The 18014-nt window shown below is 70.8% G+C and carries 8 protein-coding genes; 5 read left to right on the top strand and 3 right to left on the bottom strand.

Annotated elements, in window-relative coordinates; all coding sequences use genetic code 11:
- Positions 1-56: 56 nt before the first annotated feature.
- The 4 genes from AB1460_RS23250 to AB1460_RS23235 all read left to right on the top strand — a co-directional run bounded on the left by AB1460_RS23250 (position 57) and on the right by AB1460_RS23235 (position 11878).
- Positions 57-4169: a protein kinase domain-containing protein gene (locus AB1460_RS23250; protein WP_368964083.1), complete on the top strand. Its 4113-nt coding sequence runs from the start codon at positions 57-59 to the stop codon at positions 4167-4169.
- The gene (mads7, locus tag AB1460_RS23245; protein WP_368964082.1) at positions 4166-5872 is read left to right on the top strand and encodes a methylation-associated defense system protein MAD7; all 1707 of its coding nucleotides are present in this window, start codon (positions 4166-4168) and stop codon (positions 5870-5872) included. Before AB1460_RS23250 ends, mads7 begins: the two co-directional genes overlap by 4 nt.
- Positions 5869-11148: an ATP-binding protein gene (locus AB1460_RS23240; RefSeq protein ID WP_368964080.1), complete on the top strand. Its 5280-nt coding sequence runs from the start codon at positions 5869-5871 to the stop codon at positions 11146-11148. The genes mads7 and AB1460_RS23240 overlap by 4 nt, the downstream gene beginning before the upstream one ends.
- 91 nt (positions 11149-11239) lie before the next feature.
- Positions 11240-11878, top strand: coding sequence for an endonuclease V (locus tag AB1460_RS23235; RefSeq protein ID WP_368964079.1), 639 nt, complete (start codon positions 11240-11242; stop codon positions 11876-11878).
- Between the two features lie 78 nt (positions 11879-11956).
- On the opposite strand, the gene AB1460_RS23230 is transcribed toward AB1460_RS23235, so the two are convergent.
- From AB1460_RS23230 to AB1460_RS23220, 3 genes are all read right to left on the bottom strand, one after another.
- Positions 11957-12772 carry a DUF427 domain-containing protein gene (locus AB1460_RS23230; RefSeq protein WP_368964078.1) on the bottom strand — a complete coding sequence of 272 codons (816 nt, stop codon included), beginning with the start codon at positions 12770-12772 and terminating at the stop codon, positions 11957-11959.
- Positions 12773-12919: 147 nt separating this feature from the next.
- The gene (locus AB1460_RS23225) at positions 12920-15271 is read right to left on the bottom strand and encodes a nuclease-related domain-containing DEAD/DEAH box helicase (RefSeq protein WP_368964076.1); all 2352 of its coding nucleotides are present in this window, start codon (positions 15269-15271) and stop codon (positions 12920-12922) included.
- A 555-nt stretch (positions 15272-15826) separates the two neighbouring features.
- Positions 15827-17059 carry an IS110 family transposase gene (locus tag AB1460_RS23220; RefSeq protein WP_368964074.1) on the bottom strand — a complete coding sequence of 411 codons (1233 nt, stop codon included), beginning with the start codon at positions 17057-17059 and terminating at the stop codon, positions 15827-15829.
- Positions 17060-17582: 523 nt separating this feature from the next.
- On the opposite strand from AB1460_RS23220, the gene AB1460_RS23215 reads away from it, so the two are divergent.
- The gene (locus AB1460_RS23215) at positions 17583-17861 is read left to right on the top strand and encodes a hypothetical protein (RefSeq protein WP_368964072.1); all 279 of its coding nucleotides are present in this window, start codon (positions 17583-17585) and stop codon (positions 17859-17861) included.
- Positions 17862-18014: the final 153 nt, after the last annotated feature.

Raw genomic sequence — 18014 nt, 5'->3', positions numbered from 1 at the left:
CGTGCCTGCCCCGAGGCCGCGGCATGTGGCGTCGGGCGGAGTGAGGGGCGGGCGTGATGGGAGCGAAGATCGTCGTCCATGGTCCGTGGAGCGGGCCGGGCGAGGAGAAGACCGCCGTCTACCTGCGCGATCATCTGGACGAACGGTGGACTGTCGTCTGCGGACGCCAGCTCGTCGCCGGCTCGGGCACCCGTGACTCCGACTTCATCGTGGTCGGGCCGAGCAGTGTCACCGTCATCGAGGAGAAGTCCTGGCGGGTCGACCTGATCGGCACCGAGGAGCGCTGGTACGAGCGCAGAACGATGGAGGAGCGGGGCAACCCGATCAACCAGGCCGTCGGCGTCGCCCGGATCCTCGCCGGCAACCTCACCCGCTACGACCGGCAGCTCACCGCCGCGCTCAGGAGCGCCGCACCGCCCGGCCAGAAGCAGCTGCACCTCGTCCACTCGCTGGTCGTGATGTCCTCACCCGAGGTCACCTTCCAGATCGAGGATCCGCGGGCGCCGAGCCAGGTCGTGCGGCTCGACGGCTGCGAGAAGCGCCTGCGCGAGATCGACCGTTCGGTCGCGGCGCACTTCGACCTGGCCCCGTTCCGCGAGGCGGTCCTGTCCGTCGTCACCGGTCTGCGGCCGCGGCCGGAGAGGCCGAAGATGCTCGGCGCCTACGAGATCGTCGGCGACATCGAGCCGACACCGCGGGGCCGCCGCTACGTCGGCAGACATCCGGACGGCTCGGTGCGGGTGCTGCTCACCTACGAGCGCCAGGGCCTCACCGAGGCCGAGCTCAGGGCGGGCGACGAGCTGATCCTGCGCGAGTACGAGGCGATGCGGCGCCTCGCCCACCTGCATCGGGTCTTCCCCGTCGACCCGTACTTCGGCGTCCACGACGACCAGATGTGGGTCGCTCCGATGCGTCCGCCGGGCCCGAGCCAGAAGACGCTGCGTTATCTGATCCGGGCCGGGCGGCAGCCGTCGGCTGCCACCTTCGCCACCATCGCCGCGGACGCGTTCGCCGGGCTCGCCGACATCCACGCGGCGGGCATCACCCACCGGGCGCTGAACCCGAGCCGGATCCTGGTGACCCCGGAGACCAACCGGGTGGTGTTCACCGACTTCCTGATCGCGAAGATCGCGGATGCCCGCACGGTGATCGACGCGGACGACGTCGACCACGACGGCGGGCCGTTCCGGGCCCCGGAATGCCGGCGCACCGCGCACCTGGCCATCCACCCGTCGGACGTCTACTCGCTGGCGCTGTGCCTGCTCGGCTGGTGGGAGCTGCGCCAGTCCGACCCGCCGCGCGAGCCGCAGGCGCCGCCGTCCCTGCCGGACAAGGTCCGCGCGGTGCTGAACGAGTGCTTCGCCGCGATGCCGCAGGACCGCCCGTCGGCCCGCGAGGTGGCGGACCTGCTGGCCGCTCATCTGGCCGAGGAGCGCAAGCGCCTGGTGCGCCCCGCACCAGGCGTGAAGATCGGAAAGTACGAGCTGGTGCGCCAGCTCGGCGACGGTGCCACCGCCACCACCTGGCTCATGCTCGACCGGGCGTTCGACGTCCACCACACGCTCAAGATCATGAAGTCGGCCGAGCTGGTGGACAATCTGCGCGGCGAGTTCGTCCTGCTGCACAAGCTCAAGCACGACCGGATCGTCCGGGTGCACGACTACCTGCTCGAACCGCCCGGCCCGGCGCTGATCGCCGAGTACGTCGAGGGCCGCACCGTCGCCCAGCTCGCGCCCCGGCTGCGCGGCAGTCTCGGCGCCGCCCGCCGGATCCTCGCCGACATCCTCGACGCGCTCGCGTACGCCCACCACCGTGACGTGCTGCACCGCGACCTCTCCCCGAACAACATCATCGTCGACGCGGACGACCGGGCGACACTGATCGACTTCGGGGTGGCCTCCCGCGCGGAGGGTGAGGCGCACAGCCTGGTCGGCACGCTGCCCTACCAGGCGCCGGAGATCGCGGCGGACGGCGCCTGGTCGCCGGCGGCGGACCTGTACTCGCTGGCGGTGCTGGTCTTCGAGGCGCTCGTCGGCCGCCTGCCCTACGCGGTCGACGGACCGCAGCGCAACAAGTACCTCCTCGTCGCCCCGTCACCGGAGGAGATCGCGGCGGCGGGCACCGCCGGCACCATGTTCCTGGACGTGCTGGCCCGCGCCAGCCACCCGGACCCGGCGACCAGGTTCCCGTCCGCGGCCGCGTTCCGCGACGCCGTCGAGGCCGCGTGCGAGCCGCCGTCCCCACCGCCCCCGTCGGAGCTGCCGTCCCCGTCGGAGCTGCCGGCCTCATCCCAGCAGCCGGCGTCCCAGCAGTCGGACCTTGCGGGGCCGCCGGCCGAGCCGACGTCGCCGGCGCGGAGCACGGCGGCCGTACGGCTGACCTTCTCCGGGTCGGGCACCCCGCAGGCCTCGCCCCCCGCGCCGAAGCCAATGCCGACGCCGACGCCGACGCCAACGCCAATGCCGACGCCGGCGCCGGCAGCGACGGTGCGGGTGACACGGGTGGGGACACCCGCGGACCAGGCGCAGCGTGAGCTGGTCGTCAACCCCGCCGTGGACGAGATCCGCCAGCTGTTCCGCAACAGCAGACTCGGTAACCGGGGTAACCGGGGCCTGGACTCGGAGTTCGCCGACCAGACCTACATCCCGACCCGCCTCGACGACAAGCTGATGCCGCGGATCATCGGCCATCGGCCCCGGCTGGTCGTCTTCAGCGGCAACCCGGGCGACGGGAAGACGGCCTTCCTGGAACGGCTCGGCGTCGAGCTGCGGCGCCGCGGCGCGCACGTCCTGGAAAGCGACGCGGCCGGCTGGCGGATGACGCTCGACGGGCACGAGTTCGCCTCGGTCTACGACGCCAGCGAATCGCATGAGGGCATCTCCGCCGACCAGCTGCTGCGTCGTGCGCTCGACCCGCTCAACGATCAGGCGAGAGCCGGTCGCTACACCGCGCTGCTGGCGGCGAACGACGGCCGCCTGCTCGACTTCTTCGACCGTGAGGCCCCCCGCTACCCCGAGATCGCCCAGCTGCTCGGTGGTGGAGGTGATGCCGGCCCCGATGATGCCGGGGGAACCGGGGACGCCGCGGGTGTGCTGCGGATCGATCTCAAGGGACGGTCGATGGCGTCGGTGGGCCTGGCCGCGGGCTCGCTGACGGTGCGCATGCTCGACGCGCTGCTGACCGACGAGCTGTGGGCGGCGTGCGGCGGCTGTGCGGCCGAGTACCGCTGCCCCATCGCGGCCAACGCCCGCGGGCTGCGTGACGGGCGGGTCCAGGAGCGGCTGCACCGGCTGGTACTCACCTCGCACCTGCGCCGCGGCCGCCGCCCCACCATCCGTGACCTGCGTTCGGCGCTCGCCTACCTGGTGACCGTCGACCTGGGGTGCGCCGACGTCCACGCCGAGTTCGGTGACGGATTCGGCACCCCGGCCCGCCCGGAGCGGCATTTCAGCGCGGCCGCGTTCGACGCCCGCGCCGGGCACGACCGGCTGCTCGACGAGTGGCGCAGCCTGGACCCGGCGCAGGTGCCGGCACCGCGGGTGGAGCGGTGGCTGGCACCGGGCACACGTTCCCCGGCGGACGTGGCCCGAGCCAAGCGGCTGCGCTACTTCAGCGCGACCGACGCGGAGCTCGCCGCCGTCGACCACCTCGGCCCGTATCAACACCTCGACGAGTTCCGCGCCCTGCTCTCCAAGCCGACCCCCACGGAGCGCCGGGTCGCGGTGGTGGTGAAGCTGCTGCGCGGCCTGTCGCGCTGCATCGGACCGGTCGGCTACGACGGTGACGGGGTCGCGGTCTCGGTAGGCGAGCCCGCCGAAGACGGCGGCGCGGTCGTCAAAGTCCTGCCCACCGACGAGTTCGACGTAGTCGTGGCGGATGTCGACGACCGGTTCGTCGAGACGGCGGCCGACATCGTCATGCTCCGTCATCGTTCCGGGCAGGTGAGCCTGCCGGTCGACGTCGACCTGTTCGAACTGCTGATGCGCGCGAACGCCGGCTTCCTGCCGACGAACCCCGAAGTCGCACCGCTGCTGGAGGAGCTGGGCCTGTTCCGCGCCGGCCTCACCCTCCAACCCGCCAGCCAGGTGATCATCATCGAGCCTGACGGCCGGCGGAACGTCATCAAAGTGACCGGAACGACCATCGAGCTGCTGCGGGACGTCCGATGACACTGCGTATCCCCAAGGAGCTGCGCTCCTACCAGTTCGACAAGCTGACCGGCGTCGAGCTGAACGACTTCGACGTCGACCGGTTCCTGCCGGTGCTGTTCGAAATGGTGGAGACGAAGGGCCGCCGGCTGGCCCGGTCGAACGCCGACCCGGCGGATCCGGATCGATACATCGAGGCGCTCGCCGCCCATCCGAACCTGCACGGCTTCGACGACGAGCACGGCCGAGCGGTGCTGAAACAGTGGGTCGACAGCAGCGTGGTCCGACTCGGTCACATCGGCCGAAGCCACCGGGACGTCCAGCTGGCCGCCGTCCAACCGATCCACATCGGCGCCTACCGCGCCGGCCTGCCGGTCGAAGGCACCCGGCACCGCAAGGTGCACCTGGTCGTCTATCGCCTGCTGAAGGAGGCGCTGCTTCGCCGTGGCGCCACCGACCCGGAGCGGACGCTGCAACGGCTGTTCCGGGAGGCGTTCGGCCGCGGCGTCGCCATCGATGCGCAGTTCGTCCCGGCCTTCGACGGGAAGGCCGACGACCTCGACGCGAACGTGCTGCTCAGCCTCTACTACCTGGAGGGCTTCCAACCCGGCAAGGTGCTGACCCGCCGCACCGAACTGGACTGGAGCCCGGTCATGCCCGGGTTGATGATCTCCCTCGGCGACCTGCTGCTCGACTTCCTGACCGTCTACCGCAACCGGCTGCCCACGATCGCGCTGGCGCGTCACCTGGCCGCGCTGCTCAACATCGGCCTGTTCACCATGACACTGCGGTTGTTCAGTGTGGTCGGTGAGCTGTGCCGCGGCGGGAACGGAGGGGCCGGCGGGAACGGCGGAAACAGGGGGAACGGGGGGAACGGTGCGGCCCGGCCGCTGCCGGCCGACCTCAGCCGCGATCTGCGTCCCGCCCGCACCGAGATCTACGTCGACTTCACCCGCCAGACCGGCGGCGACTCCGACCGGCTGGCCGGCGAGTGCGTCGCCCGGGACCTCGAACGGCTGCCCGCCTACTTCGAGAACATGATCCTGCTCAAGACCCTCGACCGGTATGCGAGCAGCGAGCAGAAGCTCCGCCCGTACGTGGAGGGCCGGCGTGGCCCGGACTGGCTTGTCGCCCTGGTCGGAATCCGTGACCTGGAGTACGTCGAGTGGCGCGCCGGCCTGGACCTCGAACGGATCATCGACACGACCCGCGCCGAGCTGCGGATGTCCGAGGACGAGGCCAGGGCGGAGCTGGCGAGCCTCGCGCCCGGTGGGTCACAGCTGGACCTCCTGCTCGCGGCGATCCGGCAGTCCCAGGCGTCGAAAGCCGTGACCAGCGCCGGAAGCTGGCTGTGGAACACCGGCGGCCTGCGCAAACAGGCCGGGCTGCTGCGCGGAAACCTGCACGGCCGGCGGGCGTGGCGGTACGCGATGACCGACGAACTGCTCACCACCATGCTGCTGACCACCCTGATGGACCGGGAGACGGGCGCGCCGGCACCCCGGATGCGCCTGGCCGACCTGCTCGACACCCTCGAACACCGCTGGGGCCTGCTGATCCACCGCCCACCCGCCGCACGCGACGACGCGTCCTCCCGGGCCGTCGCGAGCCAGAACCTGGCCGCCTTCACCGGCCGGCTGCATCAGATGGGCTTCTTCGCCGACCTCGCCGACGACTTCAACGCCCAGTACGTCATCAACCCTCTTGCCGGAGCACGGCGATGACCGACCTCAGCCCCCTGCTGGCCACCCGGGTCGCCCACCGGGTGGTGAGCGACTTCCTGCGGGACGCGCCTCCCGGCCGCTGCCTACGGCTCGATCACCTGCGGGTCGCCGACTGCCACGCGGTACGCGACGCGGCGCTCGCGGCGCTCGCCGAGACCGCCGAGACCGCCGAAACCGTGGGGACTGCCGAGACCGCGACAGCCGGCGGCTGTGTGGTCGCCGTCCTCGGCGCCGACGCCAGTGCCGCCGACGCCGTGGTCTCTCCCGAACGAGCGATCGAACTCCGTAACCGCAAATCGACCGCGCTTCTGCTGCTCGTGCCCGCGGGCACCGACAGCCCGGCAGCCAGCAGCCTGGACAACTCGTTCGAGTCGATCGACATCGAGGAGCTGTTCGCGAAAATCGTCCGGGACGCGTTGCAGCAGCTCGACCGGCCCCTGCGCGACCTGTTCGCCGAAGTCCAGGCGACGGCCCGCGGCACTGCGTTCCCGCGCTCACGCCAGGCCCGCGCCGAGTACCTGCTCGCCGTCGGCGCCACCGCGGCCGACCCGGTCGCGGGTGGCCTCGCCGCCGCGAAGCACGTCGCCGGAACGCACCTGTACCTGTTCGGCCTGATCCCGGACCAGGGCGGCGCGTCGTTCGTCTCCCGGCTCCCCGCGAACGCCCAGTGCGTCAAAGAGCTCGTCAAACCGGCCCGCTCGCAGACGGACGCACGCACCCGGCTCACGGACTGCCCGCTGCGCCAGGACGCTGAGCGCTACCGCGAGATCGAGCGGTACCTCGTCGCGTTGCCGCGCCTGTCCGAACGTGCGTGGCTGCGCGACCTGGCCGCCGACGACAACGCGGACCTGGCCTTCAACCGCTGGCCGCTGGACCTCCCCACCGACAGCGACCTGACGGCCCTGCAGGTCGAGCCGTTCGCCAACGCCGAAGGGATCATCGCGGCGAGCACCGGCCTGCGTGCCGGCGCGGACGGCGGGGCCCCCACCTGCTCGGCCCGCGGCGGTTTCGTGAAGATCACCTGGACGACGGAGCCCGTCAAACCGAAAGACGTGGCCCGCTGGCAGGTGGAGATCATCCCGTCGGAGGAGTTCTACGGCGCCGAAACCGACTTCGACGTCACCCTGCCCGCGGCGAAGGTCGCCGGCAGCAAGCACAGCCATCGACTGACAGTGAACGTCGACACCGAAGGCGCCGAACGAGTACCGGCGTTGGTGACCGTCCGCGTCAGCGCCCTGGACCGCAACAACCAGGTGCTGCGGCTCCGCGACGGCAACCTCGCCCAGGCCACCAGCAAAGAGTTCGCACTCGACGACGCGCCGCCGCCGGAAAGCACCGCCACCCGGCGTGACACCGCCGTCTCCCTACCGGTGGCGCGGCTCCGTGCCGAACAGGCCGGCGCGGACACCGACATCGAGACGTCCGAAGGCTGGCAGACCGCGGACCTGGCATACCTGCAGCTGCGTTTCGGCAGGGGCGGCAAGACGCAGCTCACCCGGATCGGCGTCAGCGCACCACTGCGCGATCTGTCCGCGCGCGTGCTCGCCGAGCCGGACACCGTCGGCCGCTACGAAGCCGACGTGGGTGCCGGCCAGCTGTTCGCCGCAGCGAAAGCCACCGCGGCCGGCCCCGACTGGCCGGCGGGCGCGGGCCGGGCGTTCCTCGGCGCCCGCCGCGACTTCTTCGAAGCGGTCCGGGCCCAGCCCGGCCGCGGCCTGCTCGAAGTCGCCACCATCTCCGACGAGCTGGCCGCGCTGGGGGCGAAGTACACCGCCGCCTACGGACGAATCCTGCGCCGCGACTCCGGCACCACCGACCTGCGGGTACTCACCTCGATCGACACCCTCCGGCTGCGCATCCGCCTCGGGCGGCGGCACCCGGTGGATGCGCTGATCATGCTGCCCACGCATCCACTGCGAGTCGCCTGGTACCTCGGCTACCACGCCGAGCTGGAGCAGTGGCGCACGAAACTGCGGACCCTGGCGGCGAAGGACCGCCGCGACGACGCCGACCTCGACCTGCTCGCCACGCTGTCGCCCGCCCGGCTGCCGTTCCTGCTCGCCGGCGCGGACGGCGCGCCCTACGTGTTCGCGCAGAACCTGCGGCTGCTCTACGGGCTGTACCTGCCCGTCGACGAGGCCGACCCGGCGACGGCCGTCAGCGAGACGGTGACCGTGCTCGGCCTGCCGAGCGCCGACGCCAGCATCGGCGAGGTACCACCCGCCCGGCTCGCCGACCGCATCCGGCTCTACCGGAACACCCACCGCAGCCCCGAGCGACTGCGGATCCTGGCGACCAACCCGGGCAGCGGCGAGTTCCTCGGCGAGGCCCTGCGCGTCGTCACCGCCGACACCGGCGACCCGGCCGACGTCGGCGACACTGCCGGCACCGGCACCGGCACCGTGCGAGAGCTTGGCGAGGACGAAGCTGTCACCGCGCCACACATCTGGATCGAGGTGTTCGGCGAAGGTGCCTCGGAGACGAACCCGCTGCCCGGCCTGCGCCAGCTGCAGCGCGACATCGCCGACAACCGCACCCACACCCGGCCGGGCCGCGGCCTCCTCGACCGCGGCTTTCTCGACCCGGCGTTGGAAATCTCCGCAGCCCCCCTGGATGCGATCGAAGCGGCCCGAGACGCCCATCTGGCGGTGCTCGCCGATGTCAGCCGTCCCCAACTGCACATGAGCGTCGCCGAATCCAGCGGGGGCAGCGTCTCCTTCCGCGGACTCATCACCCAGCTGGTCACCCGGCGCGACCCCGCCGAGCTCGCCTGGGACGTGGGAATCGAGTTCCCCACGGCGCGCGGCGCGGACTCGACACCCGTCACCGACCTGCACCGCCGCTTCGCCGAAACCGTCTCAAGCCTGTTCACTGCCGACGGGGACGAGACGACGACCGGTGACCGCGCGGCGCACAGCGCTGACCCGGCCGACCTGACGAGGGATGACCGGGCTGTGCGGACGGCGCGGATCCGGGTCCAGGTCGACGGCGACACCCGGCGGGTGCTCGACCTCGCGCATGACCGGTGCGACTGGGTCGTCGTCCTGGACCGTTTCCTCGGCCTGGATCTTTTCGACGACCCGTCGCGGCGCGCCTTCGACGGGCGGCGCTACATCCTCGACTACGCGCCCGAGTTCCTCGACGGCCTCGGCCACCAGCTGGCCATCACCACGGCGCACCGGGCCGACGTCGAGAAGATGTTCCTGCAGGCGATGACCGAACTCGGTTTCGACCGGCCCGGTGAGTCGGTGTCCTCGGTCGTCGACGAGCTGCTCCTCGTCTCCGGCCGGCTGATCCTCGCCGCGACCGGCAACGACAAACGCGCCAAGGAGGCGGTCGCGCTCGCCGCCGTCGTCTCCCACCTGCGCCGCCGCGGCGAGCTCGCCGACACGATCGTCATCCCGATCGATGCGCACCTCGACCTGTTCGGGCCGCGCGCCCACCGCGGCGGCTCCTACGGCGAGAAAGCGCGACGCTGCGATCTGCTGCTGGTGCGCTTCCCGGGGCGTCGGCTGCACATCGAGGCCGTCGAGGTGAAATCGCGCGGGATGCTCGACAGCGAAGACCTCGCCCGCGGTATCGACGCCCAGGTCAGGGCGAGCATCGACGTCGTCCGACGGCTGTTCTTCGCCGATCCGGCGCGCATCGACCAGCCGCTGCAACGGACCCGGCTCGCCACCCTGCTGCGGTACTACCTGCGGCGCGCGGCGCGGCGCGGACTGGTCACCAACGCGGTCACCTTCGGCCGGATGCAGGAAGGCATCGACCGGCTCGACATCGCCGATCCGTCGGTCTCCTACCAGCAGAGCGGTTACATCCTCGTTCAACAGGGCGACGGCGTGGACGAGTTCACCATGGGCGAGACACGCATCCACACGCTGACCGCCGCGACCCTCGGGGTCGAGACCCCCGCCGCCGACATCCCTGCCCCGACCGCCGGCATCCCTGCCCTGACCGCCGGCATCCCTGCCCTGACCGCCGGCATCCCTGCCCCGGACACGGACGGCACGGCTGCCACCGTGGTCAGGCGTCGGCGTGACATACCACGTCAACCCGCGGGCCAGCCGCCCGCAGCCAAGCTTCCTGAACCTGCTGGGCTTCCTGAGCCCCTTGAGCTTCCTGAATCCCCTGAGGTTTCCGGCGCGTCGCCGGTCGCCGGTGAGACGTCCAGCCCGACGCTCACCCCGGATACCGGTGGAGTGTCCGTGCGCCGCGCGCCTTCGGGCGCACCGGAAGTCGTCCGGGTGCCGGTCGGACGAACACTGCCTCCGGAGGAGGACGTGGTCTGGGAAGCTGCCACGATCGGCAGCCCCCACCTGTTCATCCTCGGGATTCCCGGGCAGGGGAAGTCCGAGACGACGATCCGGCTGCTGCAGGGCGCCGCCGAGGGTGGCCTGCCCGCGCTGGTCATCGATTTCCACGGCCAGTTCAGCTCCGACCCACGCCGCCCTCAGTCACTGCGGGTGCAGGACGCAGCGGCCGGGTTGCCCTTCTCACCGTTCGAGCTGACCGAAACCGGCGGACGACACGCGTACAAGATGAACGCGCTGTCCATCTCGGAGATCTTCGCCTACGTCTGCGGACTGGGCGACATCCAACGCGACGTCGTCTACCAGGCTCTGATCAGCCGTTATGAAGCGCACGGTCACGGCCAGCTCACGCCGTCGCAGGGCATCCCGACCCTTGACGAGGTGCGTGACGCCATCGTGGCCCTGGAGAAGGAACGTGGTGTGGCGAACGTTCTCGCCCGCTGCCGCCCCCTGCTCGAATACGGCCTGTTCACCGACAACACCGGGGAGACGGCCCAGGATCTGATCCGGGACGGCCTGGTGGTCGACCTGCACGGCTTCGCCGAAGTGGAACAGGCGCAGGTCGCCGCCGGCGCGTTCCTGCTCCGCAAGATCTACAAGGACATGTTCACCTGGGGCCAGACCGGGGAACTGCGGCTCGCGATCGTCCTCGACGAGGCACACCGGCTCGCCAGGGATGCGACCCTGCCCCGGCTGATGAAGGAAGGCCGCAAGTTCGGCGTCGCGGTCATCGTCGCCAGCCAGGGCCTCGACGACTTCCACCCCGACGTCCTCGCCAACGCCGGCACCAAAATCATCTACCGGATCAACTATCCCCAGTCCCGCAAGGCAGCCGGATTCCTGCGCACCCGCACCAGCAAGGACCTCTCCGAGGAACTCGAGCAGCTCCCGGTCGGCAACGCCTATGTCCAGACCCCGAACATGGCTGTCGCCCGCCGCACCCGCATGCTCCGCCCCGAGGCGTGACCCGAGGCGTGAGGCGATGAACATCAGGCCGGATGCACGTCCGCCCATCACGCAACCGCGGTGGCCGACGACGGTGGCGGAGGCGGAACGCATGCAGGAACTGCTGCGCACGCGGCTCGACCTCACCTCCACCGGCCCGGCCAGCGTGACCACAGTGGCCGGGGTGGACGTCGCCTACGACACCGATTCCGATCTCGTTGCCGGTGCCGTCGTCGTACTCGACGCCAGCTCACACCACATCGTGGCGTCGGCGACAGCTGTCGGGCGGGCTACCTTCCCCTACCTGCCGGGGCTGCTGGCCTTTCGGGAGCTGCCGACCCTGCTGGCAGCCTGGAACCAGCTACCCGCCGAGGTCTGCCCGGATCTGGTGGTGTGCGACGGGTACGGTCTGGCCCATCCGCGCAGGTTCGGCCTGGCCTGCCATGTCGGCGTCCTGACCGGCCGGCCGACCTTCGGGGTGGCCAAGACCTCGTTCGTCGGCATCGCGGAGCCGCCCGCGCCCGCCCGGGGCAGCGGCTCGCCGCTTCTCCTCGACGGCGACGTGGTCGGCCGTGCGCTCCGCACCCGTGACGGTGTCAGGGAGGTCTACGTCTCCGTCGGCCACCGGATCGGCCTCGACCAGGCCTGCGATCACGTCCTCGCCCTCACGCCGCGCTTCCGGCTGCCCGAGACGACACGCGCCGCGGATCAGGAATGCCGTCGCACCCTCCGCGCCGCGCGCCTCCACTGAACCGACGAGCGGGACGTTCGCGCCGGAGGCACTCGCTCGGCCACGATCGCTGTCCGTGAAACGAGAGCGGACCTCTCGTCAGGTGTGTGTCCCGTCGACGAAGACGTCGACCTTCTCGTCGTAGAAGCAGACCAGGCCGGCGATGCGGATGCTCTCGGGCAGCGGGGTGCGGTAGAGCCAGACGACGTCCTCGTGGATCTTGTCGTTGACCTGGACGGAGAAGTAGCCGGCGGTGCCCTTGTAGGGGCAGTGGGTCGCGGAGTCGGAAGGCACCAGCAGTTCTGTCCGCACGTCGGTCAGCGGCAGGTAGTAGCGCGGGCGGATGCCGGACTCGAACAGCGCGACCGGGCGGACGGAGTCGGCGACCGTCACGCCGTCGATCTCCACGCGCACGTGTCGGGAGCTGGAGAGGGCGTCGATGCGGTGGTACGGGTTCCGCGCGTGCCCGTAGATGATCTCGTCCTCCTCCAGCCACACGTCCATCGCGTCCCAGTCGAGCCGGACGAGGCCGCGCAGCTGCGGGATGGGGGAGTCGGGATAGGTGCCCGCGGCGTCCGGGGCCGTCCGGCCGGCGATGACCACGTCGTGACGGACGGCGTCACCCCGGCTGGGCGAGCGCGTGGTCTTCCCGTTCGGTTCGAGGGTCGCGCGGACGTCCTCGGCGGGCAGGTAGTAGACGGGGTAGTGCGGGCCTTCCCAGAGCAGTACGGGGCGGATCGTGTCCACGACGACATGGCCGCCGAGCAGCGCCCGGACCCGCTTGTTCGCCTGCTCGGCGTGGACCCGCCCCCGGCCGGTGGTGGCCGCCGGCTTCATGGACCCGGCTGCCGGAAGGGCGTCCACGGGTGCGGGTGCGGTGCTGGGGCTGGGGCTGGTGGGAGGAGGTGTGGTCATGGCGTCGGTTCCTTCCGCCGCGTCCGCCCACGTCTGTCCGCGTGCGCGGCTCTCTGTCAGGCCATTCGATCCCGTGCCGGGCGCCAGGTCCAGCGGAACGTCGCACCGGGCGTGTGGGGAGCGGGAGGCTCGCCGCGCCGGCCGGGTTCACCGAGTCGGGTCCGGGGGGTCGGGGAGCTGTCGAATCCCTGCCCACACGGTGTCGCGTGCCCGCGTGATCGCCACGTAGAGTTGCCGGCGTTCCAGCCGGGTGCGTTCATGGAACGCGTCGGCGGCCTCGGAAGGCCGCCGGGGGCCGGGGAAGAGATTACGGTCGGGTAGGCAGACATGGGCGAAGTCGAGGGCCTTGGCGCGGTGGTACGTTCCGACCTTGACGCCTTCACCGTTGGTTCCGTCGTAGTCCATCAGCGATATTGCCGGAATTCCGTGCCCAGCGAGCACCCGCAGCCAGTGGAACTCCGCCTCGTTCGTCGACACGAGCACGGCCATGTCGCCATACCGGATATCTCTGTCGGCATGCAGCTCCGTGAGATGCCTGCACAGTGCCGTGTCCTGTGCGGCGGTGTCTGGCACGGTGACTTCCGTTATCTCACCTCCGGGGCGCTCGATGTCGACGTCGCGCCGTCCGCGTTCCGGGGTGCCGTCGAGATCGTCGAAGCTGTCGTCGGCGATCACTGTCTGGGCGTGGCGCAGGATCTCCGCCCGGTTGCGGTAGTTTCGCGTCAACACCGTGGAACGTCCCACGACGGGGACACCTGCCTCGGCGAGAGTGAATCCGCCCGGGTAGATGGACTGCTGACCGTCGCCGACGACAAGCAGGCCGTCGGGCTTGTCTCCGACGAAGGCGTGCAGCAGTTGGAGGCCGACACACGTCAGGTCCTGCACCTCGTCGACGATCACCGCGTCGTAGCGGGTCTCGGAACTTTCGCGGACCAGGTCACGAGCAAGAAGCAGAACGTCGTCGCGGTCGAGGACACCGCGTTCCGTCCGCAGCTGCTCGTACCGCTCGTAGAGATCCCAGACCGCGCGTCGGTGGGCCGGTTGCAGCGGCGTACTGCGCCCCACTCGCGCCAGCCCGGCGTACTGCGAGTAGGAGGTGAGGCCCCGGCCCTTGATGACGATCGCGATCTCGTCCTGCCAGTACTGGGGGCCGAGACCGAGTCCGAGGCCGGGCAGGACCGAGTGCTGTCCCACCTGCGCCCAGGCCCGTGAGAAGCAGGTGTCGGCGACGTCCTGCAGGTGCCGGCCCGCCAGGTCGTGATCGCGAAGACAGCGGGCGGCGACGGCGTGGACGTTGATGAACTCGATGCGCTCGACATGATCGGGCGCCATCCGGGTCAGCAGAGCGCGGTAGACCGGACCAAGCGTGCGCACCTTCGACGTGAACAGCACCCGGTCTCCGCGGGTGGCCAGGAACTTGGCGCGATGCAGCGCGACGACCGTCTTGCCGGTGCCCGCCGCGCCCCGGACACGTGCCGGACCAGACCACTTCCGGCCGGCAAAGCGCGCCTGCGCCGGGTGCAGCCAGGTCATCCACGTCTCGATCGGTTCACGGGCGGCGGCGTCGAGCAGCTCCTGCCACAGTTCGCCGCGACCCAGCAACGAGCCCTGACCGGTCAACGGACCTTCACCCGGTTCGCCGGCCTCCGGGAGGTCGGGCCGGACCGACGGCCCTGGGGCGGACGTCCGCCCGCCGGTGGGGGGCGGATCTTCCCGGCGTGCCAGCGGGCGTCCCGCCGGCCGGGAGGTCAGCACTACCTGGTGCGCGGCGCGGGGCATCGGAGGGCATCCACGCTCCAGTTCGTCCAGTAGCCGTTCGACGAGGTCAGGGGTCAGGCGAGCGCCCCGGCGCGCCAGCTCCCTGGCGAGGTCGTGCTCCCCGAGCACGGTCACCGCGTCGATCGGTTCCCGGATGTTCCTGCGCCCGGCCAGGACGAGCAGTGCCACCACCTCGGTCGGTGGCAGGCCCGCATCCGCCAGCACCTCCGCCACCGCGGCGGCCTGATCCACAAGCTTGCGGATGTCGTCGTCCGCATCGGCGTCGCCGCGCCACAACCGGCCGCGCTCGACGGAGGCCTCCCGCCAGTTCTTCACGTCCACGACGAAGACCCCGCCGGGCCCCACCAGGATCACGTCGATGTTGGCCTTGCGGGTGCCCGGCCACTGCCTGTCCGGCAGCACATGCCACCCGGCATCCTCCATAGCTATCAGCGCCCGGGTCACGTTCTGCTCGGCCCGGCCACCGGCTTCCCACCGCTGGCGATGACGGTTCAGCTGGTGCTGGGTGTCGTTCAGATGCTGGATCTGCCGCTCGACTCCGGCGATCTCCATGCCGAGCAGCACGGCCTGACCGAGGGCGGACGGCTCCGGCAGCGAGCGGATGCCCCTCGCTGCTCTGGCGCCCGGGAGCGCCGCGGTGGCGCGGGGCCGCGGCCTCTCTGCACCGACGGTCGAAACAGCAGTGTCGGGGAGCATCGACGGTGATTCGTGGGCACGCATGTAGGCGATCTCCTCACCTGGTGACACAGATGAGGATAAGTCAGTAGACTGATGTTTGCCTCTGTTTAGGTCGGATGAGGTCGTTCGAAGCTCGGCGAGGGACTTTTGGCGTCGAAAGCGCCGATTCGCATCAAACAAATGTTCGAGCGTGCCGCTGCGATGCGCGCCTCGCGCCGGATGGGGCTGGCGCAGCTGCCTGGGGCAGGCGGGATCACGGCGTGATCACAATCTTGCCGTGGATGTGGCGTCCGGGCACGCGTCGGCGCCGCCGGTCGCGCGCACGCCATCGGGGGCATTGGGGGCATTGGGCCCGGCTGCGCTCGCCCCGGCGATCGCCTGTGAGCGCTGGAGCGACACGGCTGACGGCGACGACTTCAGCGAGGTCGCTCGGCGGACACTCGGCGACGTGCAGGCGGCCAGGGCCTTCTGTCGATGGCCGCCGGCTGGGGCGGACGGAGGCCTTCCGAAGTCTTCAGGGCGTGCGGGAAACCGGTCTTGCAGTTCACGGACTTCACGCCATGCCGGGTGCCTCGGGGGGGTGTCTCTATGGCTTTGTCAAGCGGCGCGGGCCGGTTCGGGCGCGGGGTGGGTAGCGGGCGGCTGGTAGTGCTTGCGGTCGCGGATCATGGCGTAGATGACGTCGACGCGGCGGCGGGCGAGGCAGATCAGGGCGGCGTTGTGCCGCTTGCCCTCGGTGCGTTTGCGGTCGTAGTAGGCCCGGCTGGTCGGGTCGCCGAGACTGGCGAACGCCGACAAGAACAGCGTTGACTTCAGCGCGTGGTTGCCGCGCTGGGAACGGACCTCGCCACGGATCGAGCTGCCGGAACGGCGGGTGACCGGGGCCAGGCCGGCGTAGGCGGCGAGGTGCGCGGCGGTCGGGAACGCGGACACGTCCCCGATGATCGTGAGCAGGCTGGCGGCGGTCCTGATCCCGACGCCGGGCATCGAGATCAGGACCTCGGCAAGAGGGTGCGCCTCCAGGGCGGCTTCGACGTCCTGGGCAAGGTCGGCGCGTTCGTCGAGCACACCGAGGAGTTTGCGGGCGACGCCGGCGATGACCCGGCCGAACGCGGTGGTGCCGGGCACGACCACGGTCTGCTCGTCGAGGACGCGGACCAGCTGGGCGGGCAGACGCTTTGCGAGCCGGGGCGAGCGCGGACGCATTGTCTCGGCGATGCCGGTCTCGCCGAGCTGCCGCCAGGCGGTCGGGGTGGGGGCGTCGGCGAGCAGTTCGAGGACGCCCGGTCGGTGGATGTGCTTGCCCAGCAGGCGTTCCGCAGCCGGGTGGATGTGCAGCAGGGCGTCACGCAACCGGTTGGTGAGCCGGATGGCTTCGGCGGCGAGATCGCTGTCGTAGCCGACCAGCACGGTCAGTGCGGCCAGGGTTTCGTCGTCGGTCCCGACACGGCGCAGGGTGTGGGGCAGGGTTCTGGCGGCGTCGGCGATGACGTAGGCGTCGCGGGCGTCGGTCTTGGACTCGCCGGGGTGCAGGTCCGCCAGGCGGCGCATCGCGAGCCCTGGCAGGTAGGCGACGTCCAGGCCCATCTGGCGGGCGACCGCGATCGATAGGGCTCCGATGCTCGCGGGTTGGTCGACGATCACCAGTACTCGTCCAGCCTCGGTGAGCTGGGTGAAGACCTGCCGCAGGGCGGGCTCGTCGTTGGGGAGCGGCCGGTCGTGGATCTTCTTGCCAGCCGGGTTCAGTGCGGTCGCGTGGTGGGTTTCCTTGCCGACGTCGAGCCCGCAGAACACGGTGTAGGGCTCGGTCGGGTTGTCGGTCTCCTCCAAGTGGATCACCTTCTGTGGCGGGGTCCAGGCCGACCATGGACAGCGCGCCGGCAGCCACGTTACGAGCAGGCATCACCCACGCCAGGTCTCTATCAGCGGTCACGTCCGTCCGCCGTCTCCGGTGACAACACCCCCCAGGTCATGAGCGACAGGGGCGATCAGTCATGCCGGAGACGGTGGCCTGAACGGCCCGTTTCGGGCCTGCGAGCAAGGTGACGGGGGGAATCCGAATCGGCGATCTCGTCGGACCTGCCGCGGCGGTTGGCCGGATTCGGAATAACTCCGTCAGGAAGGCGATAGCGGGGAGGGGCCCCGGGCCCGGCGTGTTCCAATGCATGGGAAGTCGGGGCGGCGGTTACCACCGCCGGTGTTTCTGATCGGAGCTCTGTGTCATGGCATCCTCGGTCACGTCGGAACCTGGTTGTCGCCAGATGGCGGGGTTTTCCTGGTCCGCGACGCCTGGCCTCGTCCGGAACCGTGAGGTGGTCGGCGTGAATGCGGATCGACGTCACTGCTGATCGCTGTGCATTCCTCCTCCGATCCGCCCGGTGCGGCACTGTTCGATCGCGCCGAGCTGGGCGCGTCCTTCCGCGTGGCGCTGGCCGTTGTGGCGGTCGCGCTGGCGCTGGTGGGCGTCTGGCTCCTGGTCCGTCTGTTGCTCTTCCCGCTGCGCAGGCTGCGGGGGCGCGGGGCGGCCCCCTCCCGCGCCGAGCTGATGGGGCGGATGTGCGTCATCCGCACCGGCCGGGTGGGTCCTGAGAGGGTGTTCTGTACGGGTTTGTCGGGTGTCAGTTTGGGTTGATCTCTGGGGTGGGTGGAGTCGGGCGAGGCAGGATAAACAGGCCGGGTTCGGGTTCGGTGAGGACGCCGCGGTCGACCAGCCGTTTCAGTTTCGCGCGCAGGCCCTCGACGTGGCGGGGTTCGGTGCCCGCACCCAGTGCCCGGCAGGCGTCCT

This window comes from Parafrankia sp. FMc2 (genome assembly GCF_041008525.1).
Classification (GTDB): domain Bacteria; phylum Actinomycetota; class Actinomycetes; order Frankiales; family Frankiaceae; genus Parafrankia.
The sequence above is the reverse complement of the archived record's forward strand: the minus strand, read 5'-3'. Positions and strand labels throughout refer to the sequence as shown.